Below are 23,913 nucleotides of genomic sequence, written 5' to 3'. Positions count from 1 at the left end.
CTTAATTAATCCTCTTTGCTGGCAAGGAATAGGAATTTCTTCTCCTCTGTCGTTAAGCTATCATAGCCACTCTTGGAGATTTTATCTAAGATAGTGTTGACGCGCTCTTCGGCGGCTTGGTTGGGGTACTTACCCGAAGTGCTGGCCTTGGTGTTACCCTTAGGCAACAAGCGCGGGAAACGTCCCTTGAGATGGCAGGCATAGAGAAAACCTATGAGCGCTCCCCCCAAATGAGCTATGTGTCCCCCTGCATTGCCTATGGGAATACTGACCAAATCTATTAGTACCATCAGTGCCCCAATAGACCACAAGGGCAGGGAAAAGACCCCAAAAAGGTATATCTTATAAGAGGGCGTATAGGTAGCCAAGCATATCAGCGGTGCCATAATCCCCGCCGAAGCACCCAAGAGGTAATCATCATGCCCAGCAAAGGCCGGCAATAGGCTATAGAGCACCATAAAGAGCAGCCCGCCTGCCACGACCCCACCTGTATAAACTGCTAAAAAACGCTTGGGGGTGAATAAGTTCATAAACAAGACCCCCACGAAATAGAGCATGATCGCATTGAAGACACTATGCAGAAAGCTCGCATGAAAAAAGCTGTAGGTGAGCCATGTCCAAGGTCTTTTGGCTAAAAGCGACACATGCTGCCAAAGCGCCAAATAATCCCTTACAAAAGGGGTTTCTATCTGCCAAAGAAAAGCAATGAGCAAGGGAATGATATATCCCCCTATATAGGTTATCATCAGTATATAGATGATACTCAGGGAGTGCCTCCCCCATATATTTGCCAGTATTCTATTCATGCTCGGTTATCTTAATACAATCGGCGGTCATCAAATGAGCGTTTTTGCCAGAGCTTCATCAGTACAAAACCGATCAATGCACCTCCTACATGGGCGAAATGAGCAATATTGCTGCCAAAGATAGAGACGCCTGTTACTCCTGAGAACAAATCCAAGGCTATTAGAATCGGGATAAAGTACTTTGCTTTGATAGGAATGGGCAAAAACATAAGCATGAGTTCGGCATTGGGAAAGAGCATACCAAAGGCTACCAATATCCCATAGATCGCCCCTGAAGCACCTACTGCACGGGTCATATAGGCGGACATCATATCGTTAAAATCTCCTGGGGAGAGTACCTCTTCCCAGTGGGTATCGTACATTCCTTTCTTCAAGAGCGCATGTACTTGTTCCATTTCGAATCCTTTGCTTTGCAAGAGGTCAAGCCCTGCGTGAAACTCATAATAGTTTACCCCCATATGTAGCAAACCTGCACCTAGTCCACAAGCAAAGTAGAAAAGCACAAAGCGGTTGCTGCCAAAATAACTCTCCAAAGGTGCTCCAAAGGAGTAAAGGGCGAACATGTTAAAGAACAGATGTGGAATCGATCCGTGCATGAACAAGTGTGAGAAGAGTTGCCACCAGTGGAACTCTGGATTCTCAAAATAATAGAGCGCGGCCTTGTCTTGTATCACAGGCACAAAGACTGCCAAGATAAAAAACAGCACATTGGCAATAATCAAGTGCATGACTGCCTTGGTTATATTCATCATAGGCAATGAGGATTAGGAGTGTAACTGCTTGATTTTCTCTGTCAGGCGTGGTACTACCTCAAAGAGGTCGCCCACAATACCATAGTCAGCTGCCTTGAAGAAAGGCGCTTCGGGGTCGGAGTTGATCACGACTTTCACTTTGGAGGCATTCACCCCTGCAATATGCTGGATAGCTCCCGATACGCCCAAAGCAATATAGAGATCGCAAGAAAGGGGTTTGCCTGTCTGTCCTATATGTTCGCTATGAGGTCTCCAACCCATGTCGGACACGGGTTTGGTACAAGCGGTAGCTGCTCCTAAGGCATCGGCAAGGTCTTCCACTATATGCCAGTTGTCAGGAGTCTGCATACCACGCCCCCCTGAAACAACTATGGAAGCATCGTCTATAGAAACCTTATTGGTGAATTTCTCTGTGCCCACCACCTTGATTGTGTCTTCTGACAAGACAGGAGTAAAGGCTTCTACTTCTGCCTGAACGGGGGCTTGCTTTATCTCTGTGGCATTACCTGCCAAGGTGATCACCTGCTTCTGCTCCAAAGGTAACCAAGCAATGGCTTTGGAGGAAAACACTACCTTCTGTACTTTTCCATCTTTAGGCAAAGAGCTTACATTGGAGAGATAAGCCGCTCCCCACTTCACGGCCAATACGGGAGCTAAATAGCGGGTATTGGCGGAGCTGGGTAGCAGTATTGTAGTGGCTTGTTCCTTCTCGGCGGCTTGCAAGAGCAGTGCTACATAGTGCTTTACAGAGAAGTCTCTCAGCTGGTCGGAGCTTACCGAGAGGATCTTGTCCGCTCCATAGGTTTGCAATACTGTAACATCGGCAGCATTGATAGCAAGGGCTACCACCTTGTCGGACATGGCCTTGGCATAGGAGAGCGCCTCCAAGGTCTTCTTAGAAAATTGTCCTTCGTTATGTTCGGTATATACTAATATCATGTCGGGAGATTAAAATAGTTTTCTCTTGTTGTGTAGTTCGTCAATAAGCTCATCAAGGTTATCAGGGGCAATCATCTTGACAGGGGCTTTTTCAGCAGGTTTTTCTAAGTGGTCAATCACCAACTGAGTGGTAGCCTCCACCGCAGGGCGTACTTCCAAAGGTGCCTTGCGAGCGGCCATGATGCCTTTCATACTGGGGATACGCATCTGCTCTTCGGGAATGAGTTCTTTCTGAGCGGCTATGACCACTGGTAGAGGCACTTCCAAGAGTTGCTTACCGCCGTCTATCATACGGCTAATTTGTGCCTTGTCGCCCGCTACAGAAAAAGCGGTTACCTCATCTACAAAGTTCAGATCAAGCAAAGCAGCCAACATACCGCCGACCATACCGCCGTTGTAATCCAAGGATTCGCGCCCGCAGAAAATAGCATCGTAGCCCTTAGCCACTGCGGCCAACTGCTGTGCTACAAAGAAACCATCGGTAGCAGTAGCATCGATACGCATCATTTGGTCTGCCCCATAAGCAAAGGCCTTGCGCAAGACAGGTTCGCTATCGGAAAGCCCCACATGCACCAAGGTAATATGAGCGCCTTGCTCCTCCTTGAGCTGCAAGGCGCGTATAAGAGCAGCCTCGTCGCTGGGGTTAATTATAAACTGCACTCCAGCAGGGTCAAAAGCCTTATGGTCAGCAGTGAAATTTATCTGTGAAGTGGTATCAGGCACCTGATTGATACATACTAATATCTTCATGAAAATATTTTTTTACTTAAAATTAATGACTTGTGACTAATGACTAATGACTAGTGACTAATAGTTCTCTGATTATTAGTCACTAGTCACTTGTCATTAGTCATTATCTTACGATTTCGGAACCAATGACTTATAGAACACAAAGCCAAAGCCAAAGGTAAGCATCAAGTGGAAGGGGAACAACCCGAAGTCATTGAGCTTGATACCGCTATAGAGCCCAAAAAGGAAATAGCACATAAGCAAGAACTCAAAAATCACATTGAGTGAAATCTTGTTATTTACATATTTGTTACCTTTCCAAGAGTCTTTCAGCGAGCTGATATTGAACTTAGGGGTGCGGACAAATTCGGTTTTCTTGCCCCAATAGCCCTGCAATACGGCCGATACATTGTGCCATGAAAAGCCCAAAGCCACAGAGAAGAAGCTCAAGAATAGAGTTACATAATCTATAAAGTCGTCAAAGGTCTTGCCCTGTATGTTCTTATAAGTAATCCAATAACAGCTAAAGAGGATTATGGTACTGGCAATAAAGAAGCTGGTGAGCTTGAACACCCAAGAGAGATGCGGATAAGCATCCTTGATGTACATCATCGGTACACTTAGGAGCGCCACGATAAATACATAGAGGAACATGGAGCTATTGAGCAGGTGCATCACCCCATGGAACTTAGTCTTCCAACCGATATTCTTGGAGGCTAAGATATTGCGAACCGACTTGCGGAATACCTCTGCCCCACCCTTATTCCAGCGGAACTGTTGGGAGCGTGCCGCAGAGACAACCACTGGCAATTCAGCGGGGGTTTCCACATCTTCCAAGTACTTGAATTTCCAGTTTTTCAACTGTGCACGGTAACTAAGGTCTAAGTCCTCGGTAAGGGTATCCCCTTCCCAGTTACCTGCATCCAAGATGGTTTTCTTTCTCCAGATACCAGCCGTACCATTGAAGTTGATAAAATGGCCTTTGCTATTGCGTCCCACTTGTTCCAAAGTAAAATGGGTATCGAGGGCAAGAGCTTGTATCTTGGTGAGCAAGGAGTAGTTACGGTTGATGTGTCCCCAGCGGGTCTGTACCACTCCGATTTTTTCATCTTTGAAATAAACAACCGTCTGTTTGAGCCAATCAGGCTTAGGGAGGAAGTCTGCATCGAAGATGGCAATGAAATCACCTTTGGCAATAGCAGTACCATACTTGAGGGCACCTGCCTTAAAGCCTTCGCGGTTTTCACGACGGATATGCACTATATCGAGGCCTGTTTTCTGTAGGCGCTCTATGATGCTTGCTGTCTCGGCTACCGAATCATCGGTAGAGTCATCCAAAACTTGGATTTCCAATTTGTTCTTAGGGTACTCCAGCTTGGCAATATTTTCCAAGAGGCGAGGTACCACATACTTCTCATTATAGATGGGAAGCTGCACCGTCACGTAAGGAATCTCATTGGGATCCAAGAGATTGAATTTTGGTGCTTCACTGTTCTGCTTCTTATTCTTTAGATAATTCACCGAAAGGTTCAGTATCGTAAGGCTATAAAAGAAGATCAGCAATAGTGCTAAACAATAGATAGCCACTACTGTATAGGTTATGATTAGTCCTAAATCCATATGAAAGTGGTTTTAAATCAGGGGGCAAAAGTACGCATTTTTTCTAACAAAACAATGTTAAATGTTATTTTTTGTAAAAAGAAAAGTTTGTGACATAAGGGATCTATTCTTTAGGGGCGTTTTGGCAATTTTCCACACATTTGCCCTCTTTCTTAACAGCAGCTAAGCCTTCACTAAATTTCTCGGCATTTTCATATACTAAGGGAACAATTTCTTTGCCTTGAGGATTTACAAATCCTTTCTTATCATCCTTAGTAACCACAGAAAGACCTTCTTCAAAAGGCTGCGCATCATCATACACAAAGGAGGTAAGAGGCTTGTTTTTCTTATTGATAAAGCCCTATTTTTTGTTATGAAGCTATACAGCAGCCAAGCCATCTTGAAAATCATCCACTTGCCTATAGTTATTGCGCCATGGCTCATTCTGAGCATGCAGCGAAGAAAGCAAGAAAAACAATAGAAAACTAAGCGTGTATTTCATTTTTATCTGTTTAATGTGACAAATGTATAACTTTTATTGCAAACAACGATGCCTTATCTAAAGATTTAACTTTTCAATACATTTTACAAAAAAACAGACTCCTTCCTTCTTACGAAGAAAGGAGCTGCCAAAATAATTTTAAAACTTATTTATTATGAAAAACCTTTACTATTTTTGGTATTTGGCATATTTGCTCTTGAACTTATCTATACGTCCTGCGGTATCTATAAGTTTGGCTTTTCCTGTATAATAAGGGTGTGAAGTACGAGAGATTTCCAATTTTACCAATGGATACTCTACTCCTTCTACTTCAATAGTTTCTTTTGCTTCAATGGTTGATTTAGTGATGAAGATATCGTCATTGGACATATCCTTAAAAACAACCAAACGATAATTTGCAGGATGTATTTCTTTTTTCATGATGTCTAAATATTTCTTCTGTTCGTTTCAGGGCGCAAAATTACTACTTTTTTTTGAATTGACAAATAAAAATACGTTTTTTTATTAACATTGCTAGTGTTTAATCACTAATAGTCAGCAACTAACGTAAACTCTCAAAAGGGTTATCAGTTCAAATGTATGATATTCAATATATTACACCTGAAAAGCCAAAATCATACTAAAGTGTACGCCCCCTTTTACTTTTTATCTTTTACTTTTTACTTCTGCTAATTCTTCGAGTAGTGTCCCGAAGGAGAGTACTTTCTCTCCAAATTGCTCATATAGAGCGCGCCTATAGGTAGGCTCCAAGGCAGACTGAAAGTGAGCGACAACACTGCTGTCCTCTGTCTCATATTGCAGGCTAAAGGCTTCACTGTCAGGATGGTCTATGTGTATTTTTAGGAGCTTCACTTGAGAGAATTGGCTCTGCTCAAGCCACTGCGGCATGTGCTGACCTATCCAAGCCTGCCACTGAGCAGATACCTCTGGGGCTATGTGATAGGTTACATTGTAAATATACTTCATAATAGCATTGTTTCTTATAAGTTCCACTTAAGCCCTACAAAGTAAGTACGACCAGGGGTTATACTCGAATAAAAGCTCGTTGTCGGGGTTACATAGTCAAAGAGGTTATCTATTCCCGCATTGACCACAAAGTGATAGGGGAGCTTTTTGGAGAGCTGCAACCGCCATATACTATAAGGGGCATAGTGGGTAAATGTATCTTTTTCCTCGTAGATGTCCGAACCACTGACCCACTTACCGCTGAGAATTATATTGGGCAAGTACTTCAGCTCGGACTGCTCTACATACTCCACCTTAGCGGTGAGGGTATGCGGACGTGTATCGGACTCACTATTGCTGGTGATATAGTAGGCATGAGACCCCTTCAGACGAAAATACTTACTCGGACGATAGGTTGCTGAAATTTCCGAGCTTATGATGTCCGTATTACCCTTGAAATTGACATAACGAATGGTATCATTGGACTGTGTCCAGCGGTAAGCAATCTTATCTTTCACCTTGGAATATTGAGTCATGGCCGTGATATTCCATTTTCTCGCATTGAAATCCACCGAAAGGGTAAAGTTATTACTCGTCTCAGGCTTTAAGCTCTTGTTCCCCATAATCTGGAAGCCTCCACCCCATGGGTGAAACCAATTGGTATAGAGTTCCTTGAGCGTAGGCGAGCGAAAGCCAGAGGAATAGCCCCCACGCAGGGTAAAGGCATCCACCTTGAACATACCCGAAAGGCGATAAGTGAGGTATTCCTTAAAGAGAGAATGGTAGTCCATACGTATCCCTGTAACCAAGGTAAAAGCATCGGAAAGTGCCCATTCCTGCTGGGTGAAAGCGGCATAGTTTTGGGCGTTCTTCTTGGCCTCCTCCCCTGAGTTGGTAAAGCGAAAGCTCAATAGCTCATCGGAATTGACCTCTGCCCCTGCCACCAAGGCATGTTTGTCATAGAGCATTTGGTTATACTGTCCGCCTATCCTAAGAATAGAGTTCTCATAGCTCTTTTCCTTTTCGTTGAGCAGTACATAGTACTTATATTTGTCATAGCGATCGTAAGCGGCCGAAAGGCTTAGGGTCTTACTATCACTGATTTTGTAATCCGACTTGAGTGCCCCTGTATAATTATAATACCTATCTCTGAGTTTTTTGGAACTCTCTGTCCCCGCATTGCGTTCGCTAAAATAATAGCTGGGTGCCAAGGAAAGATTCCACTTAGGCGAGAGATCAAAACTTAGCTTAGGCGTTGCCCCATAGTTGGTAAAACCAGCCACATTCAGTTCCCCTTTTTCAGAGAGAATCACCGAACCATTCTTATAAGTCTTCAGTGGCTCCTTATCAGTAAGAACATAAGGCTCCCTTAGATTATAGAAAGAGGACAAGCGGAAGCTACCCCACTTCTGTTTGGTACCCACCGAAAGATTGGTTTTGTGGTCTTTGTTGGTATTGTAGAGGTAACTGGCGCTCAGTTCCAAAGGCTTTTTGGTATCTTTGGTAATGATATTAATCACTCCCCCCAAGGCATTGGAACCATAGAGCGAAGAAGATGCACCCTTGATAATCTCAATACGTTCAATGTTTTCCAAATCAATACGGTCATAGTCAATATTGTCAAAGGTCTCCCCTGCCATACGCTCCCCATCCATGAGAAAGAGCACATACTTACCTCCGAAGCCCATCATGTTGATATTGGGCATACCACCGTTGTAGGTAAAGTTAATTCCAGAAAACTCATTCTCCAAGAAAGACTGAAAGTCAGGCGCTTGTGATTTTTGAATCTCTTGAGCGGTAACCACTTGCACCGTGATGGGCACATTCTTAAGATTGCGTTCGGTACGGGTAGCCGTTACTACCACCTCGCCCACCTCTATTTCTCTGTTCTTACAGAGAGCAAAGATATAGTTTTTTTCATTTCTTTTGAGAGACACCTTAAAGAAATGTCCTTTGTAGTCATCTTGAGTTACATAAAAATGATGTGTTCCCTTGGGAAGGTCTTGGAAGGTAAACTGTCCTTCGGCATCGGTGCGTACCGTCTTTTTTAGGGCAACCAGCTCCACCGTAGCTCCCGAAAGAGGTTCACGGGTTTGGCAATCGGTAATGGTTCCTGTAAAGGAATACTGCCCTCTTACCACCCAAGCAAAGAGAAAAAGACCTATAAATATAAGAAATCTTGACATGATTAAGGTATTATTATTGCAGCAAAAAGAATTGCTATACAAGACTAAAGAAGTATAGCAATTCTATTATCAACATTTAGAGTAGGTTCTTTTAGAATTTTCCATCCTCACTAAGGATATATTGGAAAGACGGACAATTTGCTTGTACTTTATCATTATAGAAATCTGTTACTTGGAACTTGGCATAAGCTCCTTTGGCAGTTCTAATAACATAGACAAACTTAGTTGGGGCATATACACTTGGCCATTTTCCCCCATTGGATTGCCTATTATTTGGATTAAGGCTTACAAAGCCTGTCTTGGTATCAAATCCTCCTGATAGAAAAGTGGAAAAAGTATCTTCCTTCTCTGTTAGTTTGGGATAATTCCCATAGGACATAGTCCCTTTGACATCTTGTATATATTCACTGGGCAGGGTAGCGATGGGTGCTGAAAAATCATCTCCTGCGACTTTAGCTACTCCCGCTTTCCCTTTGCCTGATGCGCCACCATTGAGCTTGGCAAAGTAAGCAAAAAAAGCGATATCCCAATCCAGACTATTTTGTGGATCGGCAACCTCTACAATAGCATTTTTTTCAAATGAGTAATACACCCATTTTTCTTGCCTTGCATTGAGGTTCTTCTCCTGCTTTACTCCGGAAGGTCTCTTCTCCTCTTTTTCGTCCTTACTACAAGAGGTAAGGGTAAGGAGTCCTACTAACAAAGTAGCGAACAATGACTTTAGTTTCATGGTTTTTCTGTTTTATTCACTTACTGTTTTGCTTAATTGGTATTTTAGCTTAACTGTTCCTCCTGAGATATCAGCATTATCTTTGTAATAGTCAGTCACTTGCACTTTTGCATAGGTGCCATCAGCTGTTTTAAGCACATATATATAATTAGTAGGTGTAAATACTTTAGGCGCTTTTGTAGGATCCAATCCTATGATGCCTGTTTTTGTTCCAAATCCTCCAGACATATATTGAGAGAAAGATGCATCTACTTTTGTAATATTAGGGTAATTACCTTGGCTTATCTTTCCTTGTGCATCTTTGGCAAAACCAGCTTTAGGTGCTTCTACTATTTCAGCAAAATTAGTTCCTTCTACTTTTACTACTTCTGCTTTTCCTTTTCCAGAGGTTCCTCCATTGAGTTTTACATAGTATCCCTTGAAAGCAATATCCCATGTAAGGTCATCAGCAGGCGTAGCAGGGGTTACTTCACCATTTTTTTAGGGAGAAATATTTCCAATCTCCTGTAGCATCAAGTTGTACTTCTTTTGCTTCATTACCTGCGAAATCCAAAGCTATTTTTTCTACTGGCTTAGCTGCTTCTTTTTCAGTTAAGAAATCATAAGTGAAAGTAATAAATCCACTCTTATCAGGTTGGTCTGACTTAGTGTAACTTGTCAATTGGATTTTCACATACTTATTGCCTTTGGCTGTTTTAATTACATATACATACTTGGTAATATCAAAGTGAGGAGTGTTTTCTCCTTGTTTAGGACGGTTATAATTATACCATCCTTTTGAATTTTCTACCATCACAGTTCCTGAAATCACAGGGTTTTTTTCCACTTCAGTTATAGAAGGTTGTGTTTGTCCAGGCGCAGGACGTCCCACTTCTGTAAATTTCTTATCTTTCTCATATCCCTCTGCTGGAGCTTTGGTTACGGCAGCGAAATCTTTGCTGTTGGTATTAACTACTTCAGCCTCTCCCTTACCTGATACACCACCATTGGTACGGATATTATAGCGGTTAAAAGCGATATCCCAATCATCATCGGTAGTTTTAGGGTTAGTAATCTCTACAACAGTACCTTCTGTGAAAGAGAAATAAACCCATTTTTGCTGATCAGAAGCATCTAAATCTTTTACTTCCTTAGCACCCTGAGGGGCAGGCGCTGGAGCTGGCTCCGGTTTTTTGTCATCCTCTTTACTGCAAGAAGTAAAGGCTACGAATCCTGCCAAAAGCGCAGGAGCTAAAAACTTTAATTTCATCTTAATCTAATTTTAATTGTTTTGCGGGTGCAAAGATACGTTTTTATTTAGAATAAAACAAAATAATTTTAATCGTTAGTAATTAGTGACTAGTGATTAGTGTATATAGTGCTGAAAATCAATAACTAACACATACAACCTAATCACTAGCCACTACTCTCTAAAACTTCGCATAACTAAAGGCGGGGTAGCCTCCTTTGCCTTTATCGCTTGTATAACCTGTAAATTGTAGTTTAAAAGGTGTCCCATCAGCGGCCTTTACTACATATACATACTTAGTTATTTCATAAATATCCCCCTTACCAGTGGCCATATTGACCATATCAATAGTTACATAACCCGTTGTATTAGCTCCCTTCAATCCTCCTGAGATAAGCTCACAGAAAGATTCTTTGGTAGGTTTGGGAGGCATTCCCAATAGCATAGTACCTTGAGCATCTTTGCTATACCCTGAAGTAGGTACTTGCTTTACTTCTTCCAAAACAAGCTTGTCTGTCTTGACAGCCTCAGCCTGTCCCTTACCAGAGTCTCCCCCGTTGAGTTTTACGTAATAACGATTGAAGGCGATATCCCAATCCAAAGAGGTCGTCGGGTCTTCCACAGCTATTTCCTTTCCTTTGGCAAAGGAGAAATACTTCCAATCAGCCCCTGAGGCATCTACCACCGTTGTAGAAGTTTTTGTTTGTTCTTTGTTTTCGTCTTTACTACAAGCGGTAAGGACGACAAACCCTGCTATCAAAGCAGGCATTAAGAATTTTGCTCTCATTTTTATAGTATTTAGTGATGATGAGCAAAGATACGTTTTTATTTAGACTTAAACAAAATAATTTTAGCCATTAGTTATTATAGTCAAACAGAAATAGTTTGCGAAAAATTAGCATGAGCAGGTGTAGGGGCTAATGGCAATTAGCCCTTGAAAGAGAGCAAATTAGGAATGAACCCCTTGCCTTATTTATTCGTATTTTATTCGCATTCTAAATATGATTGACTATATATTCATAGTGTCATTGGTCGTTGGTCACTTGTCACTATTTTACTTGCTTCTCTTGACAAATTCTCTTACCAAGGCCAAGACCTTCGGCATAGCGGCATTTACGGCATTGAGTACCTCGGTATGGGATACATTGGGGGAGATGTCCTTACCGCCCAAATCCGAGATGATAGAAAGCGCAAAAACACGCATTCCTTGATGACGGGCTACGATGACCTCAGGCACAGTACTCATTCCCACTGCATCTCCTCCTATGGCTCGTACCATACCATATTCTGATGGCGTCTCAAAGGTAGGGCCTTGCAAACCTACATAGACGCCCTTCTGCAATTGGGTACCTTGCTCCATGGCAATAGTCTCGGCCAAGTCAATCATTTGGCGATCATACGCCTGACTCATATCGGGAAAGCGGGTGCCAAACTTTTCTAAGTTCTTACCTCGCAAGGGGTGTTCTGGGAACATATTGATATGATCACGAATAAGCATAATATCCCCTACGGAGAAGTTGGGATTAACGCCTCCTGAGGCATTGGAGACGATCAATTTCTTGATGCCTAAGAGATGGAAGATACGGATAGGAAAGGTTACCTCTGCCATAGGGTAGCCCTCATAGTAGTGAAAGCGGCCGCTCATCAGTAGGACATACTTTCCTCCTAAAGTACCATATATGAGCTTGTTACCATGTCCTTCCACAGTAGATTGGGGGAAGTTTGGAATCCCAGCATAAGGGATTTCTACAATAGGAGCTATCTCGTCCTGCAAAGAAGAAAGGCCTGAACCGAGTATAATGGCAAACTCTGGAGTGCCCTCGGTGATAAATTGTCGGATATAATGAGCCGTCTGCTCGTATTTTGTGTACATAATATAAAGATTTTAAGCCACAAAGATACAGCATTTTTAGGGATTTTGCAAAATAGTTTTAAATTTTCCTCATTTTGTAGTTTCTTGAAATTCCTCAGTAAAGTCTGAGTAATCCTCTATCTTAAAAGCACGTATATCTCTTACAGAGAGACAAAACCATTGTAGTTTCTTTAAACTCTGTATAGCCCTAAAGAGTGTTCTCAAATCTCCCTTAGTTGCATAGGTACTTCCTTGTATCCAATAGAAATCATTTTTTTTGAGTGTCCTCTTAACTTCTGTATAAGCATTGTGATAAGGGTCTTTATAATGCTTTTTAAGTTCTGATATGATGAGATCAAAAGCTATAGCATACATAACTCCAATGCTTCTAAAGGTTTAAACATATCTTCTTTTTCAAAAAAAAGCTCACCTGCATCTGTTTTTACTTCAATAACGATGCCTACAAAAGGATTGTGCTCTACCTCTGTGATTGTTGCCTCCACCCAATCGGCTTTGCCTGTAAGTTGTGGAGAAACCCATACACGTTGTCCTAATTTAAAATCAGTTTTCATTGTCATACGATTTAGTTTTAAGTTTTTATCTTTGAGTTTTCAATTCCTCCAGTTCCTTTTGTAGGTAGGCGATAAGGCTATCTTTCTCAGCCAAGCGTTTTTCATACTGCTCTATCAGTTTATCCGAGAGTTGATTAACCACATAACCTCCGCTATATTGGCAAGAAGTATTATTGTTATTGATGACGATATGGTCGGTTTTGAGGAGTTCTTCGGGTTGTATTCCAAAGAATTCGCAGATGGGCAGGATATAGCCCGCCCATGAGTTACTTGCACCGCTTTCTATACATGCATAAGTAGATTGGGACACATGTAAGAACTCCGCCACTTCCTCTTGGGAAAGGTTTCTACTTTTGCGGAGGTTCTTGATTTTCTCGCCTACTATTTCGTTCATCTCTTGTATTTTCATGCAAAAATAGGGTAAAAATATCTATTTTCGGCATAAACAGCTGATTTTTTTCATATTATTTTTGTAGAATAATTCTACAAAGAAAGAAAAACTTTGTATCTAACTCATTATTAACAACTTAAATAATTCAATTACATGAAAAAATTTTTAGTATTTTTGACTATTGCGCTCCTTTTAGGTGCCTGTTCCGACAAACTTACCTCCTCTAAGGCGGAAAAATTAATCCAAGAAGCGCTCAAAAAAGAACCTATTCAGGGAGAAGAATCTATAAAAATAGGTGACGAAGTGGAGTTTATTGGGCATGACTTTATAGTAAAAGAAAAACTTAAACCTTATAAAAAACTTAAAGAAGAAGGGATGATAGAGATGGTTGATAAAGGAATAAGTAGATACGATGCTCCTCTCTATTCTATTCAACTTACAGATAAGGGGAAACAATATCTATTAAGAATTGAGGATGATGGTAAATACAAACAATATATTATGAAAACCTATTCTGCTACTCTTGATAGAGTAGATGAACTTCATGTTATCCCTGAACAGAATAGCGCAAGAGCCCTTGTCTCTTTCAAAATAGAAAAGACTCCTTTTTTTGTTTTAGAAAATTTAGAAACTCAAGATAGAATTAAAGAGAATCTCGTAGAAAGAGCTTTAGCCTTTAGAAAACTCGAAGAGAAAGGTTGGAAAGTAGAAGATATTAGTGACTACGATATAGAAGAATATTAATCCCCTTATATCATGAACTGTTATAATCATACTGATCAACCAGCAGTAGCTACTTGTATAGATTGTGGTAAAGGACTTTGTAGCGAATGTTCTAATAAATATAACATCTTCATTTGTGATTCTTGCAATCTAAAGCGTCTTTATACAGAAAAATCATCTATAGCAACGAGATGGGGTATCTCTATTGCCATTGCAGTCTTATTCACTCTTCTTAACTTTGAAATGTTACCTAAGGATTTTCTAATCTACTTGATAATGTTGCCTGCCATGATTATATGTGTATTTATTATATCTATAAGTATTCAATATGGATGGCGAGCTTTAAACTCCGTTATGCCTCCTGTTTCGTTTGTAGTATCCTTCTTTATTGGCTGGCTTCTTATAGGTTGGTTTCTTGCTTTAATAGGCTGGATTCTATACGTCTCCATTAGAGTAACTTTATCTTTCTTTATTGGTCTTATTATTACCCCCATAATGTTGTTTAAAGATATAAAACGCTACAAAGAAGTTAATAGAACTATTAAATATATCAGCAAAGGATAAAGTCTCTACACCATTTTATTTCCTACTCTTGTTAAAAACAACTATTTTCCTTGGAATATAATAGAAAAGAGTGTATTTTTGCCCTCATCAAAACTCAATCATTCACCTATGAAAAAAATAGCAAAAACAATGCTTTTTACTTTGGCTTCTGTAGCTTCTGCCTATAGCCAAGATATGATTTCTTTGAGAAATGGAGAAAAAATCAAGGCTAATGTCAAAGAAGTGAGCGATAGCGAAGTTGTATTTACCTATGATAAAGAAACGGTGATTAACAAGCTCCCCACTGCTCAAATCGCCCAAATCAAATTCAAATCGGGTAGAGTACAGAAATTTGAGGCTGCTAATAACCAAAGTAGTAATAATAACTACAACGACCAAGCCAACGCCTTATTAGAGGCCTATAATGCCTCCATGGGTAGGAAGGGACAAGGAAACCTATCGGCCGCAAACTACGGTAGCTCTCCCTACACTTTTAATACCCCTGAACCTAACTATGTAGGCTCTGTATCACTAATAGATGATAATGGAAATGTGTTAGCTGCTTTAGAAAACCAAAAAGTAGCTATTCGTACTAACTCCGATGCGGGGGTATTTATTGTAGGCATAGGCTCTACCAAAACCCGACAATATGTGAAGGGGAAAAGTTCTCCTTTGCGTATAAAGAAAGGTAAGGTACTGCTAATTGCCAAGGTTATAAACAATCAGGCAAATCCCAATGAGATTATAGAAGTGTTTAAGCTCGACCAAGGTAGAAAAGACCGCTCTGTAGTCGTTTCTGAAGGGCATACTTTTGGAGGGGTAAAAAGTAATGAAATTGATTTTTTGCCTTTCAAGGCTTATCCTTATAAGGATTCCTCTTTCTTAATAGAATTGAACATAGACCAAGCAGGTGAGTATGCTGTTGCTTTAAATGGCTCCAATATGAATTTCAATCTTTTCGGAATAGACTAGTTTTCCAAACATATCTATTAAAAAAACCGCCCCTTTGTGGAGCGGTTTTTTGTTTTATGCTTCAGAAGTAGTTTCTTCTTGTGCTTGAGGGGCGGCAGCTTGTTCTGCCTTTTTGCCTCCGCGGCTTCTACGAGTGGATTTCTTCTTCTTACCTGCTTTCACATCGTAAGTAGTGTTGTAATCTACTAGCTCGATAAGTGCCATTTCAGCGTTGTCACCCAAACGGTTACCCAACTTGATAATACGAGTGTATCCTCCTGGGCGGTTGGCTACTTTTACTGAGATGTCTCTGAAAAGCTCTGTAACGGCATATTTGTTATGCAAGCGGCTGAATACTACACGACGGTTGTGAGTAGTGTCTTCTTTTGATTTGGTAATCAAAGGCTCTACAAACACTTTCAAGGCTTTGGCTTTAGCCAAGGTAGTGTTGATACGCTTGTGTTGTATCAGGGAGCAAGCCATATTCGCCAACATAGATTTTCTATGAGCGGCGGTTCTTCCTAAGTTATTTATTTTATCTCCGTGTCTCATTTTCGTTGAATTAATGTATTATAACAGAATTTATTACTCTTTATCTAATTTATATCTTGAGAGATCCATTCCGAAGGTAAGTCCTTTACTTTCCACGAGTTCGTCGAGTTCGGTAAGTGATTTTTTACCAAAGTTACGGAATTTCATCAAGTCTGTTTTAGTAAAAGAAACCAAATCGCCTAAGGTATCTACTTCGGCTGCTTTGAGGCAGTTTAGTGCGCGTACAGAGAGATCCATATCTATGAGCTTAGTCTTAAGGAGCTGGCGCATGTGGAGTGATTCCTCGTCGTAGCTTTCAGGCTGAACGACCTCTTCAGGCTCTATGGTGATACGCTCATCGGAGAAGAGCATGAAGTGGTGAATCAATGTTTTGGCCGCTTCCATAAGGGCATCTTTAGGATGTATGGAGCCATCTGTTTTGATTTCAAAAATCAGCTTTTCGTAATCGGTTTTTTGCTCTACACGGTAGTTCTCGATGGTATACTTTACGTTTTTGATAGGGGTAAAGATGGCATCGGTAGGAATCGTACCTATAGGCATATTAGGCTTAGCGTTTTCCTCGGCAGAGAGGTAACCCATACCCTTATCTATAGTGATATCCATTTTGATATTCACTGTAGGTTCCATATTACAGATTACTAAATCGGGATTGAGTACTTGAAAACCTGTTATAAATTTTTGAAAATCACCCGCAGTCAATTGTTTCTTACCGGTAACAGAGATAGAGACCTTTTCGTGATCGGTACCTTCTGTTTGCAGTTTGAAACGCACTTGCTTCAAGTTCAAAATAATCTCGGTAACGTCTTCTACTACTCCTGCGATGGTAGAGAATTCGTGTTCTACCGTGTCTATTTTAACCGAAGTGATTGCGAAGCCCTCTAGGGAGGAGTGCATCACTCGTCGTAATGCGTTACCAATGGTGAGTCCGTAACCAGGTTCTAAGGGGCGAAACTCGAATTTGCCCTCGAACTCTGAGGATTCAATCATGATAACCTTATCTGGTTTTTGAAAATTGAATAATGCCATAATCTGACTGCTGACTAGTATTATTTAGAGTACAACTCTACGATTAATTGTTCTTTAATGTTTTCAGGTATTTGGATACGCTGAGGGAGTGCTACGAAGGTACCTTCCAATTTTTCAGGGTTCCAAGTGATCCATTCGTACACGGAGCTATTACTTGCGAGGGCGTTTTCGATCACAGTAAGAGATTGTGATTTGTGGCGTACCCCTACTACATCACCTGGTTTTAGGGAGTAAGAAGGAATATTTACCACTTCGCCATTGACGGTAATATGACGGTGAGAAACGAGTTGTCGTGCAGCACGACGAGAAGGTGCGATACCCATGCGATATACGACATTGTCCAAGCGAGCTTCACAGAGTTGGAGTAATACCTCACCTGTTACCCCTTTGCTACGACGTGCTTTTTCGTACATATTTTGGAACTGACGTTCCAAGATACCATAGGTATATTTTGCTTTTTGTTTTTCTTGTAGCTGGATTGCATACTCAGAGCGTTTTGCTCTTTTACGGTTGATTCCATGCTGTCCTGGCGGATAGTTCTTTTTAGCAAAAGACTTATCTTCACCGAAAATCGCTTCACCAAACTTACGAGCGATTTTGCTTTTTGGGCCTGTATATCTTGCCATTTTATACTATTTTGATTAAAAGGAGAGAGGATTATGAATTAAGGCTTATCCTTCGATAATCTGTGCCTCTCTCTGGGGGTTAAGTGTTATACTTTACGACGTTTTGGAGGGCGACAACCATTGTGTGGAAGTGGAGTTACATCGATGATTTCAGTAACTTCAATTCCTGCATTGTGAATGCTACGGATGGCAGACTCACGTCCTACTCCAGGGCCTTTTACGAATACGCGTACTTTCTTAAGACCTGCGTCAAAAGCTGTTTTAGCAGCGTCCTCAGCGGCTACTTGAGCGGCATAAGGCGTATTCTTTTTAGAACCTCTGAACTTCATCTTTCCTGCAGAAGACCAAGAAATCACGTCTCCTTTTTTGTTGGTCAAGGAAATGATGATGTTATTGAAAGTAGCTGAGATATGAGCCTCTCCAGATGATTCTATAACTACTTTACGTTTTTTGGTAACTTTTGTATTTGTTTTTGCCATATCGCTACTTATTATTTAGTTGCTTTCTTCTTGTTAGCAACAGTTTTTCGTTTTCCTTTTCTTGTACGAGAGTTGTTCTTCGTTTTTTGACCACGCAAAGGTAACCCTGAACGGTGACGGATACCGCGGTAGCAACCAATATCCATAAGTCGCTTAATGTTAAGCTGCACTTCGGAGCGTAGTTCTCCTTCTATTTTGTAAGAAGAAACTGCCTCACGGATACGAGTGATTTGCTCATCGTTCCAATCGCTTACTTTGATGTCTTCATCTACTTGAGCTTTTTTCAAAATTTCTTTAGCTCTACTTCTACCAATTCCAAAAATGTAGGTAAGTCCTATGACGCCTCTTTTGTGTTTTGGTAAGTCAATACCTGCTATTCGTGCCATAATTTATCCTTGTCTTTGTTTGAATCTCGGATTCTTTTTATTAATTACGTACAATACCCCTTTACGACGCACAATCTTGCACTCGGGGCTTCTTTTCTTAATAGATGCTCTTACTTTCATCTGTTGTCTGTTTTAAAAACGAATTTTATTATTAATATCGGTAAGTGATGCGTGCTTTGGTAAGGTCATAGGGTGTCATTTCGAGCTTTACTCTATCGCCTGGGAGTAGCTTTATGTAGTGCATACGCATTTTCCCTGAGATATGAGCGGTAACCACATGACCGTTATCCAATTCCACGCGGAACATTGCATTAGAGAGGGACTCTATGATTGTTCCATCTTGTTCTATCGCTGCTTGCTTTGCCATTATCTTCTCTTTTTACCTGTTTTCATTAGGCCATCGTAGTGGCGATTGAGTAGGTATGAATTGACCTGTTGCATAGTGTCAATGGCTACCCCTACCAAGATGAGCAAGGACGTACCTCCGTAGAACAAAGCCCATTGTTGGTCAATCTCCAACAAAGGTATCTTATTGACTATGGCAGGAAGTACGGCAATAGCCACTAGAAATAGAGAGCCTGGGAAGGTAATGAGCGACATGATTTTGTCCAAGTACTCACTGGTCTCTTGTCCTGGTTTTACCCCTGGTATGAATCCGCCGTTGCGCTTAAGGTCATCGGCCATCTTGTTACTTGGTACTGTAATGGCAGTATAGAAGTAAGTGAAGATGATGATGAGCAATCCAAAGAGCACATTGTACCAAAACTCAAAAGGCGAACGGAACGCATTCTGGATGCTTAGTGCCCATTCGGACTTAGAGAGTCCCGCCAAGGCAGCAGGAACGAACATGATAGCTTGGGCAAAGATGATAGGCATAACCCCAGCTGAGTTGAGCTTTAGAGGGATATACTGTCTTGCTCCGAAGATGTTCTTTTCCACCTGTCCGCCTGTGGTACGTCGGGCATACTGTACAGGGATTTGTCTTACCGCTAAAGTGAGGAAGATACACCCTAAGATCACCAAAAGCCACAAGAGGATTTCCACAATTACCAACATAGGGCTGTGTACCCTGTTCATCTCACCAAAGAAAGCATGAGGCATACGAGCGATAATCCCCACCATGATGAGCAAGGAAATACCATTACCTACACCCTTATCGGTGATTTTCTCACCTAACCACATCGCAAAAACAGTCCCTGTTACCAAGATGATTACCGAAGGAATGATAAAGCCTAAGCCTTTTCCTTGGATAAACGCCTCATCAGGCACCCCTAAGGCGCTGATAGAGTAAAGGTAAGCAGGAGCTTGTACGATACAGATGGCTATGGTAAGCCAACGGGTAATTTGGTTGATACGCCTACGGCCGCTTTCGCCCTCCTGTTGTAGTTTTTGCAGATAAGGAATCGCAATTCCCATAAGCTGCACTACGATAGAGGCGGAGATATAGGGCATAATCCCTAAGGCGAATACAGAGGCCTTAGCAAAGGCACCACCTGTAAAGGCATTAAGGATGTCCAACAAGCCTCCTTCCGAAGTTCTCTGAGTGAGTTTGCTCAGTTGTTCAGCATCAATCCCTGGGAGGATTATGTGGGCACCAAAGCGGTACACCAACAAAATCCCCAAGGTGAGAATGATGCGATTGCGCAACTCCTCTATCTTCCAAACATTCGTTAAGGTCTCTATAAACTTCTTCATAAAATATTAATTCTTAGAGCGTTATAGCCTCTCCTCCTAATTTTTCAACAGCTTCTTTAGCGCTTGCTGTGAATTTATGAACAGAGATTTTAAGTTTTGTTTTCAACTCACCTCCTCCAAGGATTTTCACCAAGTCGGTTTTTTTGGCCAAGCGGTTTTCCACGAGGATATCCAAATTAACAGTGTCGGTAACCACGCCCTTATCTACAAGTTCTTGTAGTTTTCCGAGGTTAATACCTGTATATTCCTTACGGTTGAAGTTTTTGAAACCAAATTTTGGTACGCGACGTTGAAGAGGCATTTGTCCTCCTTCGAAACCGATTTTAGTAGAGAAACCAGAGCGAGATTTAGCTCCTTTGTGTCCACGAGTGGAGGTTCCACCTTTACCAGAACCTTGTCCTCTACCTACGCGCTTCCCATCTTTGTGTACTGAACCTTGTGCAGGTTTCAAATTACTTAAATTCATAATTAAATACTCCTTGTTTATTGAGCTTCTTGTACAGAAACTAAGTGTTCTACTTTATTAATCATTCCCAAGATGCTTGGGGTAGCCTCGTGTATAGCTACTTTCCCAATAGAACCCAAGCCTAAAGAGACTAGGGTAAGTTTTTGGGTTTTCGCACGTTTTATACTACTACGTGTCTGTGTTACGATAATTTTCTTTGCCATGAGTGATTGATATTAACCTTTAAACATTTTTTCCAAGGAAATGCCACGTTGCTCGGCAATAGTCTTAGCGCTTCTGAGCTTTAGTAGGGCGTCAAAAGTTGCTTTTACCACGTTGTGCGGGTTGGAAGAACCTTGAGATTTAGAAAGTACGTTATGTACCCCTACGGCTTCCAATACGGCACGTACAGCACCCCCTGCGATCACTCCAGTACCTTCGGCAGCTGGTTGAAGATATACACGGGCACCACCGAATTTTCCTTTTTGTTCGTGAGGGAGGGTAGTTCCATTGAGAGGGATACGTACTAAGTTTTTCTTAGCATCTTCCACTGCTTTGGCGATAGCTTCGGAGACTTCTTTAGATTTTCCGAGTCCTTGTCCTACCACGCCATTTTCGTCGCCTACCACTACGATAGCCGAGAAGCCGAACGCGCGTCCTCCTTTGGTAACCTTGGTTACACGTTGTACGCCTACCAAGCGGTCTTTTAGCTCTAAGCCGCTTGGTTTTACATATTCTACATTTTTATAGTTCTGATACATAGTTTCTTAGAATTTAAGTCCGCCTTCTCTTGCACCTTCGGCTAAAGATTTTACACGTCCATGATACAAATAACCACCTCTGTCAAAAGAAACAGTTTCAATACCTGCGGCTAAGGCTTTTTTAGCGATAGCTTCTCCTACTTGTTTAGCTCTTTCGGTTTTGGTACCTGAAACCTTTAGATCTTTATCGCGAGAAGAGGCAGCCACTAGGGTAACACCTTTGGTATCATCTATAATCTGTGCATAGATCTCGCTATTGCTTCTGAAGACCACCAAGCGGGGTCTTTGAGCAGTTCCAGAAACGGTCTTTTTGATTCTGTACTTGATACGTTGTCTTCTTTCTATTTTTGATAATGCCATTATGTTACGTTTTAAGCTGATTTACCTGCTTTTCTTCTGAGTTCTTCTCCTACGAATTTCACACCTTTTCCTTTGTAAGGTTCAGGCTTACGGAAAGAACGAATCTTAGCTGCTACTTGTCCGAGTAATTGTCTATCGTGAGAGGTAAGTTTGATGATAGGGTTCTTACCTTTCTCATTGATAGTCTCTAATTTAATTTCTTGAGGGAGTTCCATAAGGATATTGTGAGAGAAACCGAGCGCTAGATCAAGTTTTTGACCTTGGTTAGTGGCACGATAACCAACCCCTACAAGTTCCAACTCTTTGGTAAAGCCTTCGGATACACCTACTACCATGTTGTGTAGTAGGGCGCGATAAAGCCCGTGGAAGGCATTACCTTGCTTTGTATTACTTAGGCTCTCCACTATGAGTTTTCCATCTTCTTGCTTTACAGCAACGTCTTTAACCACTTGGGTTAATTCGCCGAGTTTTCCTTTTACAGTAATGATATTATCTTTGATAGTAATCGTTACTCCTTGAGGAATACTGATGGGTGCTTTACCTATTCTTGACATTTTTTTAAGTCGTTAATTATTAGTAAACATTACAAATTACTTCTCCCCCTATATTAAGAGCGCGGGCTTGCTTACCAGTCATTACTCCTTTGGAGGTAGAAACGATAGTGATACCGAGTCCGTTGAGGATACGAGGGAGCTTAGCAGCACCTACATACTTACGAAGACCTGGGGTACTTACGCGTACGATTTTACGTATAACAGGTTCTTTGGTTTCTTTATCGTATTTGAGGGCTATTTTGATGGTTCCTTGCACATCATTATCTTCAAACTTGTAGCTAAGAATATAGCCTTGATCAAAAAGGATTTTGGTAATCTCTTTTTTAAGGTTTGAAGCTGGAATTTCTACTACTCTGTGCCCTGCGTTGCTTGCATTACGAATGCGTGTTAAGTAGTCAGCGATTGGGTCTGTGTACATAAATTTCTTTTTTTAAATTACCAACTTGCTTTTTTTACCCCTGGGATAAGTCCTTTGTTAGCCATTTCACGGAAAAGGACACGTGAGATACCAAATGTACGCATGTATCCTTTAGGACGTCCTGTGAGTTTGCAACGGTTGTGCAAGCGTACAGGAGAGGCATTTTTAGGCAGCTTCTGTAGGGCTTCGTAATCTCCAGCCTCTTTGAGCGCTTTTCTTTTTTCAGCATACTTAGCTACCAGCTTCGCTCTTTTCACTTCACGAGCTTTCATTGATTCTTTAGCCATATCAGTTCTTTTTAAATGGTAATCCTAATTCGGTTAATAATGATTTTGCTTCCTTATCGGTTGCGGCAGAGGTAACGAAAGTAATATCAAAACCTGCGATTTTGTTGATTTTGTCAATATCAATCTCAGGGAAGATGATCTGTTCGGTAACCCCTAGGTTATAGTTGCCACGTCCGTCAAATCCTGTTGCTTTGATTCCTTGGAAATCTCTCACACGAGGTAGTGCAATAGTGATGAGCCTATCGAGGAACTCATACATACGCTCACCGCGAAGGGTTACTTTAGCCCCGATGGACATACCACGGCGGAGCTTAAAGGAAGCCACGTCCTTTTTGGAGGTAGTAGCTACGGCTTTCTGACCTGTGATTTTGGTAAGCTCATCTACAGCGTATTCTATTTGCTTTTTGTCAGCAACGGCAGAACCTACTCCACGGCTTACAACGATTTTTTCAAGTTTAGGAACTTGCATTACATTCTTGTAACCAAATTCTTCTTTAAGAGCTGCAATTATGCGCTCCTTATATTCCTGTTTGAGTCGAGGTATATATGTCATAATTACACTACTTGTTTTGATTTTTTAGAAATTCTTACTTTTTTGCCATCTTTCACCTGATACTCTACACGGGTAGGCTCTCCGCTCTTAGGGTCTAAGAGGGAAAGGTTGGAGATGTGTATAGGAGCTTCTTTTTTGATGATGCCCCCTTGAGGATTTTGGGCGCTGGGTTTGGTATGTTTTGATACTAAGTTCACACCTTCCACGATAGCTCTGTTTTTCTCACGATCCACTTTGAGTACTTTTCCCTTTTCCCCTTTGTGGTCGCCTGCGATTACTTGTACAGTATCGCCTGTTTTTATTTTTAGCTTTATCATCATTGC

The 23,913-nt window shown here is 41.3% G+C and carries 36 protein-coding genes and 1 pseudogene; 3 read left to right on the top strand and 34 right to left on the bottom strand.

Going from position 1 to position 23,913, the window contains the following annotated elements:
* Positions 1–5: 5 nt before the first annotated feature.
* From HMPREF9331_RS10785 to HMPREF9331_RS10710, 17 genes and pseudogenes are all read right to left on the bottom strand, one after another.
* Entirely contained in the window at positions 6–806 is an 801-nt protein-coding gene (locus tag HMPREF9331_RS10785; RefSeq protein WP_016420953.1) for a rhomboid family intramembrane serine protease, read from the bottom strand.
* An 11-nt stretch (positions 807–817) separates the two neighbouring features.
* A complete protein-coding gene (locus tag HMPREF9331_RS10780; protein WP_016420952.1) occupies positions 818–1,558 on the bottom strand; it encodes a rhomboid family intramembrane serine protease in 741 nt (246 codons plus the stop codon).
* Positions 1,559–1,570: 12 nt separating this feature from the next.
* Positions 1,571–2,497, bottom strand: coding sequence for an electron transfer flavoprotein subunit alpha/FixB family protein (locus HMPREF9331_RS10775; protein ID WP_016420951.1), 927 nt, complete (start codon positions 2,495–2,497; stop codon positions 1,571–1,573).
* 9 nt (positions 2,498–2,506) lie between these two features.
* Positions 2,507–3,247 carry an electron transfer flavoprotein subunit beta/FixA family protein gene (locus HMPREF9331_RS10770; RefSeq protein ID WP_016420950.1) on the bottom strand — a complete coding sequence of 247 codons (741 nt, stop codon included), beginning with the start codon at positions 3,245–3,247 and terminating at the stop codon, positions 2,507–2,509.
* Between the two features lie 108 nt (positions 3,248–3,355).
* Positions 3,356–4,846, bottom strand: coding sequence for a cellulose synthase family protein (locus HMPREF9331_RS10765; RefSeq protein ID WP_016420949.1), 1,491 nt, complete (start codon positions 4,844–4,846; stop codon positions 3,356–3,358).
* Positions 4,847–4,949: 103 nt separating this feature from the next.
* On the bottom strand, positions 4,950–5,180 hold the full coding sequence (locus tag HMPREF9331_RS13380; protein WP_262482233.1) for a WG repeat-containing protein: 231 nt from the start codon (positions 5,178–5,180) through the stop codon (positions 4,950–4,952).
* Positions 5,181–5,204: 24 nt separating this feature from the next.
* Positions 5,205–5,327, bottom strand: a complete 123-nt coding sequence (locus tag HMPREF9331_RS13470) for a hypothetical protein (RefSeq protein WP_016420947.1) — start codon at positions 5,325–5,327, stop codon at positions 5,205–5,207.
* Between the two features lie 168 nt (positions 5,328–5,495).
* Positions 5,496–5,747: a type B 50S ribosomal protein L31 gene (locus tag HMPREF9331_RS10755; protein ID WP_009642311.1), complete on the bottom strand. Its 252-nt coding sequence runs from the start codon at positions 5,745–5,747 to the stop codon at positions 5,496–5,498.
* A 225-nt stretch (positions 5,748–5,972) separates the two neighbouring features.
* Complete coding sequence (locus tag HMPREF9331_RS10750) at positions 5,973–6,293, bottom strand: DUF4286 family protein (protein ID WP_016420946.1); 321 nt, start codon at positions 6,291–6,293, stop codon at positions 5,973–5,975.
* A gap of 14 nt (positions 6,294–6,307) precedes the next feature.
* Positions 6,308–8,458, bottom strand: a complete 2,151-nt coding sequence (locus tag HMPREF9331_RS10745) for a TonB-dependent receptor (RefSeq protein ID WP_016420945.1) — start codon at positions 8,456–8,458, stop codon at positions 6,308–6,310.
* Between the two features lie 91 nt (positions 8,459–8,549).
* Positions 8,550–9,188, bottom strand: a complete 639-nt coding sequence (locus HMPREF9331_RS10740; protein WP_016420944.1) for an HmuY family protein — start codon at positions 9,186–9,188, stop codon at positions 8,550–8,552.
* Between the two features lie 12 nt (positions 9,189–9,200).
* Positions 9,201–10,437 (bottom strand): annotated as a pseudogene (locus HMPREF9331_RS13555) (HmuY family protein).
* Positions 10,438–10,597: 160 nt separating this feature from the next.
* Positions 10,598–11,203 carry an HmuY family protein gene (locus HMPREF9331_RS10730; protein WP_016420941.1) on the bottom strand — a complete coding sequence of 202 codons (606 nt, stop codon included), beginning with the start codon at positions 11,201–11,203 and terminating at the stop codon, positions 10,598–10,600.
* Between the two features lie 267 nt (positions 11,204–11,470).
* Positions 11,471–12,289, bottom strand: a complete 819-nt coding sequence (locus HMPREF9331_RS10725; protein WP_009642361.1) for a purine-nucleoside phosphorylase — start codon at positions 12,287–12,289, stop codon at positions 11,471–11,473.
* Between the two features lie 69 nt (positions 12,290–12,358).
* Positions 12,359–12,643, bottom strand: a complete 285-nt coding sequence (locus tag HMPREF9331_RS10720; protein WP_016420940.1) for a virulence protein — start codon at positions 12,641–12,643, stop codon at positions 12,359–12,361.
* Positions 12,631–12,840 carry a hypothetical protein gene (locus HMPREF9331_RS10715; protein WP_016420939.1) on the bottom strand — a complete coding sequence of 70 codons (210 nt, stop codon included), beginning with the start codon at positions 12,838–12,840 and terminating at the stop codon, positions 12,631–12,633. The genes HMPREF9331_RS10720 and HMPREF9331_RS10715 overlap by 13 nt, the downstream gene beginning before the upstream one ends.
* Before the next feature lie 25 nt (positions 12,841–12,865).
* Positions 12,866–13,234, bottom strand: a complete 369-nt coding sequence (locus HMPREF9331_RS10710; protein WP_016420938.1) for a helix-turn-helix domain-containing protein — start codon at positions 13,232–13,234, stop codon at positions 12,866–12,868.
* Positions 13,235–13,384: 150 nt separating this feature from the next.
* On the opposite strand from HMPREF9331_RS10710, the gene HMPREF9331_RS10705 reads away from it, so the two are divergent.
* The 3 genes from HMPREF9331_RS10705 (at position 13,385) to HMPREF9331_RS10700 (ending at position 15,469) form a co-directional block, all read left to right on the top strand.
* The gene (locus tag HMPREF9331_RS10705) at positions 13,385–13,975 is read left to right on the top strand and encodes a membrane lipoprotein lipid attachment site-containing protein (RefSeq protein ID WP_016420937.1); all 591 of its coding nucleotides are present in this window, start codon (positions 13,385–13,387) and stop codon (positions 13,973–13,975) included.
* Positions 13,976–13,987: 12 nt separating this feature from the next.
* Positions 13,988–14,518, top strand: coding sequence for a hypothetical protein (locus HMPREF9331_RS13220; protein WP_016420936.1), 531 nt, complete (start codon positions 13,988–13,990; stop codon positions 14,516–14,518).
* A gap of 108 nt (positions 14,519–14,626) precedes the next feature.
* Entirely contained in the window at positions 14,627–15,469 is an 843-nt protein-coding gene (locus tag HMPREF9331_RS10700; RefSeq protein WP_040357465.1) for a hypothetical protein, read from the top strand.
* 54 nt (positions 15,470–15,523) lie between these two features.
* Here HMPREF9331_RS10700 and rplQ read toward each other — a convergent pair whose 3' ends face one another.
* From rplQ to rplX, 17 genes are all read right to left on the bottom strand, one after another.
* Positions 15,524–16,000 (bottom strand): 50S ribosomal protein L17, encoded by a 477-nt coding sequence (rplQ, locus tag HMPREF9331_RS10695; RefSeq protein WP_009642314.1) that lies wholly within the window; start codon positions 15,998–16,000, stop codon positions 15,524–15,526.
* A 33-nt stretch (positions 16,001–16,033) separates the two neighbouring features.
* Positions 16,034–17,026, bottom strand: coding sequence for a DNA-directed RNA polymerase subunit alpha (locus tag HMPREF9331_RS10690; protein ID WP_034567245.1), 993 nt, complete (start codon positions 17,024–17,026; stop codon positions 16,034–16,036).
* 20 nt (positions 17,027–17,046) lie between these two features.
* Positions 17,047–17,652, bottom strand: coding sequence for a 30S ribosomal protein S4 (gene rpsD, locus HMPREF9331_RS10685; protein ID WP_009642375.1), 606 nt, complete (start codon positions 17,650–17,652; stop codon positions 17,047–17,049).
* 86 nt (positions 17,653–17,738) lie between these two features.
* Positions 17,739–18,131: a 30S ribosomal protein S11 gene (gene rpsK / locus HMPREF9331_RS10680; protein WP_002666650.1), complete on the bottom strand. Its 393-nt coding sequence runs from the start codon at positions 18,129–18,131 to the stop codon at positions 17,739–17,741.
* A gap of 11 nt (positions 18,132–18,142) precedes the next feature.
* A complete protein-coding gene (gene rpsM, locus HMPREF9331_RS10675) occupies positions 18,143–18,517 on the bottom strand; it encodes a 30S ribosomal protein S13 (RefSeq protein WP_009642357.1) in 375 nt (124 codons plus the stop codon).
* Between the two features lie 3 nt (positions 18,518–18,520).
* Positions 18,521–18,637 (bottom strand): type B 50S ribosomal protein L36, encoded by a 117-nt coding sequence (gene ykgO, locus HMPREF9331_RS12865; protein WP_002666762.1) that lies wholly within the window; start codon positions 18,635–18,637, stop codon positions 18,521–18,523.
* Positions 18,638–18,668: 31 nt separating this feature from the next.
* Positions 18,669–18,884, bottom strand: coding sequence for a translation initiation factor IF-1 (infA, locus tag HMPREF9331_RS10670; RefSeq protein WP_002666434.1), 216 nt, complete (start codon positions 18,882–18,884; stop codon positions 18,669–18,671).
* Positions 18,884–20,212, bottom strand: coding sequence for a preprotein translocase subunit SecY (secY, locus tag HMPREF9331_RS10665; protein ID WP_009642291.1), 1,329 nt, complete (start codon positions 20,210–20,212; stop codon positions 18,884–18,886). Before secY ends, infA begins: the two co-directional genes overlap by 1 nt.
* Before the next feature lie 13 nt (positions 20,213–20,225).
* On the bottom strand, positions 20,226–20,678 hold the full coding sequence (gene rplO, locus HMPREF9331_RS10660) for a 50S ribosomal protein L15 (protein WP_009642325.1): 453 nt from the start codon (positions 20,676–20,678) through the stop codon (positions 20,226–20,228).
* A gap of 17 nt (positions 20,679–20,695) precedes the next feature.
* A complete protein-coding gene (gene rpmD, locus HMPREF9331_RS10655) occupies positions 20,696–20,881 on the bottom strand; it encodes a 50S ribosomal protein L30 (RefSeq protein WP_009642301.1) in 186 nt (61 codons plus the stop codon).
* 12 nt (positions 20,882–20,893) lie between these two features.
* Complete coding sequence (gene rpsE, locus HMPREF9331_RS10650; protein ID WP_009642374.1) at positions 20,894–21,418, bottom strand: 30S ribosomal protein S5; 525 nt, start codon at positions 21,416–21,418, stop codon at positions 20,894–20,896.
* A 6-nt stretch (positions 21,419–21,424) separates the two neighbouring features.
* On the bottom strand, positions 21,425–21,778 hold the full coding sequence (rplR, locus tag HMPREF9331_RS10645) for a 50S ribosomal protein L18 (protein ID WP_009642295.1): 354 nt from the start codon (positions 21,776–21,778) through the stop codon (positions 21,425–21,427).
* Between the two features lie 11 nt (positions 21,779–21,789).
* Complete coding sequence (gene rplF, locus HMPREF9331_RS10640) at positions 21,790–22,332, bottom strand: 50S ribosomal protein L6 (protein WP_009642292.1); 543 nt, start codon at positions 22,330–22,332, stop codon at positions 21,790–21,792.
* Positions 22,333–22,351: 19 nt separating this feature from the next.
* A complete protein-coding gene (gene rpsH / locus HMPREF9331_RS10635; RefSeq protein ID WP_009642373.1) occupies positions 22,352–22,750 on the bottom strand; it encodes a 30S ribosomal protein S8 in 399 nt (132 codons plus the stop codon).
* Positions 22,751–22,767: 17 nt separating this feature from the next.
* The gene (gene rpsN, locus HMPREF9331_RS10630) at positions 22,768–23,037 is read right to left on the bottom strand and encodes a 30S ribosomal protein S14 (RefSeq protein ID WP_002666758.1); all 270 of its coding nucleotides are present in this window, start codon (positions 23,035–23,037) and stop codon (positions 22,768–22,770) included.
* Between the two features lies 1 nt (position 23,038).
* Positions 23,039–23,590: a 50S ribosomal protein L5 gene (rplE, locus tag HMPREF9331_RS10625; RefSeq protein ID WP_009642331.1), complete on the bottom strand. Its 552-nt coding sequence runs from the start codon at positions 23,588–23,590 to the stop codon at positions 23,039–23,041.
* A gap of 2 nt (positions 23,591–23,592) precedes the next feature.
* A complete protein-coding gene (rplX, locus tag HMPREF9331_RS10620; RefSeq protein ID WP_016420934.1) occupies positions 23,593–23,907 on the bottom strand; it encodes a 50S ribosomal protein L24 in 315 nt (104 codons plus the stop codon).
* Positions 23,908–23,913: the final 6 nt, after the last annotated feature.

The organism is Capnocytophaga granulosa ATCC 51502, from assembly GCF_000411115.1.
Taxonomy (GTDB): domain Bacteria; phylum Bacteroidota; class Bacteroidia; order Flavobacteriales; family Flavobacteriaceae; genus Capnocytophaga; species Capnocytophaga granulosa.
Note: the sequence above shows the minus strand (reverse complement) of the source record. Positions and strands in the feature narration are given on the sequence as shown.

Excerpts from the sequence above, each read along its gene's own strand:
- HMPREF9331_RS10730 (WP_016420941.1), bottom strand. The coding sequence starts at position 11,203 with ATGAGAGCAAAATTCTTAATGCCTGCTTTGATAGCAGGGTTTGTCGTC.
- rplF (WP_009642292.1), bottom strand. The coding sequence starts at position 22,332 with ATGTCAAGAATAGGTAAAGCACCCATCAGTATTCCTCAAGGAGTAACG.
- secY (WP_009642291.1), bottom strand. The coding sequence starts at position 20,212 with ATGAAGAAGTTTATAGAGACCTTAACGAATGTTTGGAAGATAGAGGAG.
- HMPREF9331_RS10720 (WP_016420940.1), bottom strand. The coding sequence starts at position 12,643 with ATGTATGCTATAGCTTTTGATCTCATCATATCAGAACTTAAAAAGCAT.
- HMPREF9331_RS10705 (WP_016420937.1), top strand. The coding sequence starts at position 13,385 with ATGAAAAAATTTTTAGTATTTTTGACTATTGCGCTCCTTTTAGGTGCC.
- HMPREF9331_RS10710 (WP_016420938.1), bottom strand. The coding sequence starts at position 13,234 with ATGAACGAAATAGTAGGCGAGAAAATCAAGAACCTCCGCAAAAGTAGA.
- rpsN (WP_002666758.1), bottom strand. The coding sequence starts at position 23,037 with ATGGCTAAAGAATCAATGAAAGCTCGTGAAGTGAAAAGAGCGAAGCTG.
- rplX (WP_016420934.1), bottom strand. The coding sequence starts at position 23,907 with ATGATAAAGCTAAAAATAAAAACAGGCGATACTGTACAAGTAATCGCA.
- HMPREF9331_RS10700 (WP_040357465.1), top strand. The coding sequence starts at position 14,627 with ATGAAAAAAATAGCAAAAACAATGCTTTTTACTTTGGCTTCTGTAGCT.
- infA (WP_002666434.1), bottom strand. The coding sequence starts at position 18,884 with ATGGCAAAGCAAGCAGCGATAGAACAAGATGGAACAATCATAGAGTCC.
- rpsD (WP_009642375.1), bottom strand. The coding sequence starts at position 17,652 with ATGGCAAGATATACAGGCCCAAAAAGCAAAATCGCTCGTAAGTTTGGT.
- HMPREF9331_RS13470 (WP_016420947.1), bottom strand. The coding sequence starts at position 5,327 with ATGAAATACACGCTTAGTTTTCTATTGTTTTTCTTGCTTTCTTCGCTG.
- HMPREF9331_RS10775 (WP_016420951.1), bottom strand. The coding sequence starts at position 2,497 with ATGATATTAGTATATACCGAACATAACGAAGGACAATTTTCTAAGAAG.
- HMPREF9331_RS10755 (WP_009642311.1), bottom strand. The coding sequence starts at position 5,747 with ATGAAAAAAGAAATACATCCTGCAAATTATCGTTTGGTTGTTTTTAAG.
- rpsE (WP_009642374.1), bottom strand. The coding sequence starts at position 21,418 with ATGTATCAGAACTATAAAAATGTAGAATATGTAAAACCAAGCGGCTTA.
- HMPREF9331_RS10770 (WP_016420950.1), bottom strand. The coding sequence starts at position 3,247 with ATGAAGATATTAGTATGTATCAATCAGGTGCCTGATACCACTTCACAG.
- HMPREF9331_RS10785 (WP_016420953.1), bottom strand. The coding sequence starts at position 806 with ATGAATAGAATACTGGCAAATATATGGGGGAGGCACTCCCTGAGTATC.
- rpsK (WP_002666650.1), bottom strand. The coding sequence starts at position 18,131 with ATGGCAAAAACAAATACAAAAGTTACCAAAAAACGTAAAGTAGTTATA.
- ykgO (WP_002666762.1), bottom strand. The coding sequence starts at position 18,637 with ATGAAAGTAAGAGCATCTATTAAGAAAAGAAGCCCCGAGTGCAAGATT.
- HMPREF9331_RS13220 (WP_016420936.1), top strand. The coding sequence starts at position 13,988 with ATGAACTGTTATAATCATACTGATCAACCAGCAGTAGCTACTTGTATA.
- HMPREF9331_RS10715 (WP_016420939.1), bottom strand. The coding sequence starts at position 12,840 with ATGAAAACTGATTTTAAATTAGGACAACGTGTATGGGTTTCTCCACAA.
- rplE (WP_009642331.1), bottom strand. The coding sequence starts at position 23,590 with ATGACATATATACCTCGACTCAAACAGGAATATAAGGAGCGCATAATT.
- HMPREF9331_RS10740 (WP_016420944.1), bottom strand. The coding sequence starts at position 9,188 with ATGAAACTAAAGTCATTGTTCGCTACTTTGTTAGTAGGACTCCTTACC.
- HMPREF9331_RS10690 (WP_034567245.1), bottom strand. The coding sequence starts at position 17,026 with ATGGCATTATTCAATTTTCAAAAACCAGATAAGGTTATCATGATTGAA.
- rpmD (WP_009642301.1), bottom strand. The coding sequence starts at position 20,881 with ATGGCAAAGAAAATTATCGTAACACAGACACGTAGTAGTATAAAACGT.
- HMPREF9331_RS10745 (WP_016420945.1), bottom strand. The coding sequence starts at position 8,458 with ATGTCAAGATTTCTTATATTTATAGGTCTTTTTCTCTTTGCTTGGGTG.
- rplR (WP_009642295.1), bottom strand. The coding sequence starts at position 21,778 with ATGGCATTATCAAAAATAGAAAGAAGACAACGTATCAAGTACAGAATC.
- rpsH (WP_009642373.1), bottom strand. The coding sequence starts at position 22,750 with ATGTACACAGACCCAATCGCTGACTACTTAACACGCATTCGTAATGCA.
- rplQ (WP_009642314.1), bottom strand. The coding sequence starts at position 16,000 with ATGAGACACGGAGATAAAATAAATAACTTAGGAAGAACCGCCGCTCAT.
- rpsM (WP_009642357.1), bottom strand. The coding sequence starts at position 18,517 with ATGGCACGAATAGCAGGTATTGACTTACCAAAACACAAAAGAGGCGTC.
- HMPREF9331_RS10725 (WP_009642361.1), bottom strand. The coding sequence starts at position 12,289 with ATGTACACAAAATACGAGCAGACGGCTCATTATATCCGACAATTTATC.
- HMPREF9331_RS10780 (WP_016420952.1), bottom strand. The coding sequence starts at position 1,558 with ATGATGAATATAACCAAGGCAGTCATGCACTTGATTATTGCCAATGTG.
- rplO (WP_009642325.1), bottom strand. The coding sequence starts at position 20,678 with ATGAATTTAAGTAATTTGAAACCTGCACAAGGTTCAGTACACAAAGAT.
- HMPREF9331_RS10750 (WP_016420946.1), bottom strand. The coding sequence starts at position 6,293 with ATGAAGTATATTTACAATGTAACCTATCACATAGCCCCAGAGGTATCT.
- HMPREF9331_RS10765 (WP_016420949.1), bottom strand. The coding sequence starts at position 4,846 with ATGGATTTAGGACTAATCATAACCTATACAGTAGTGGCTATCTATTGT.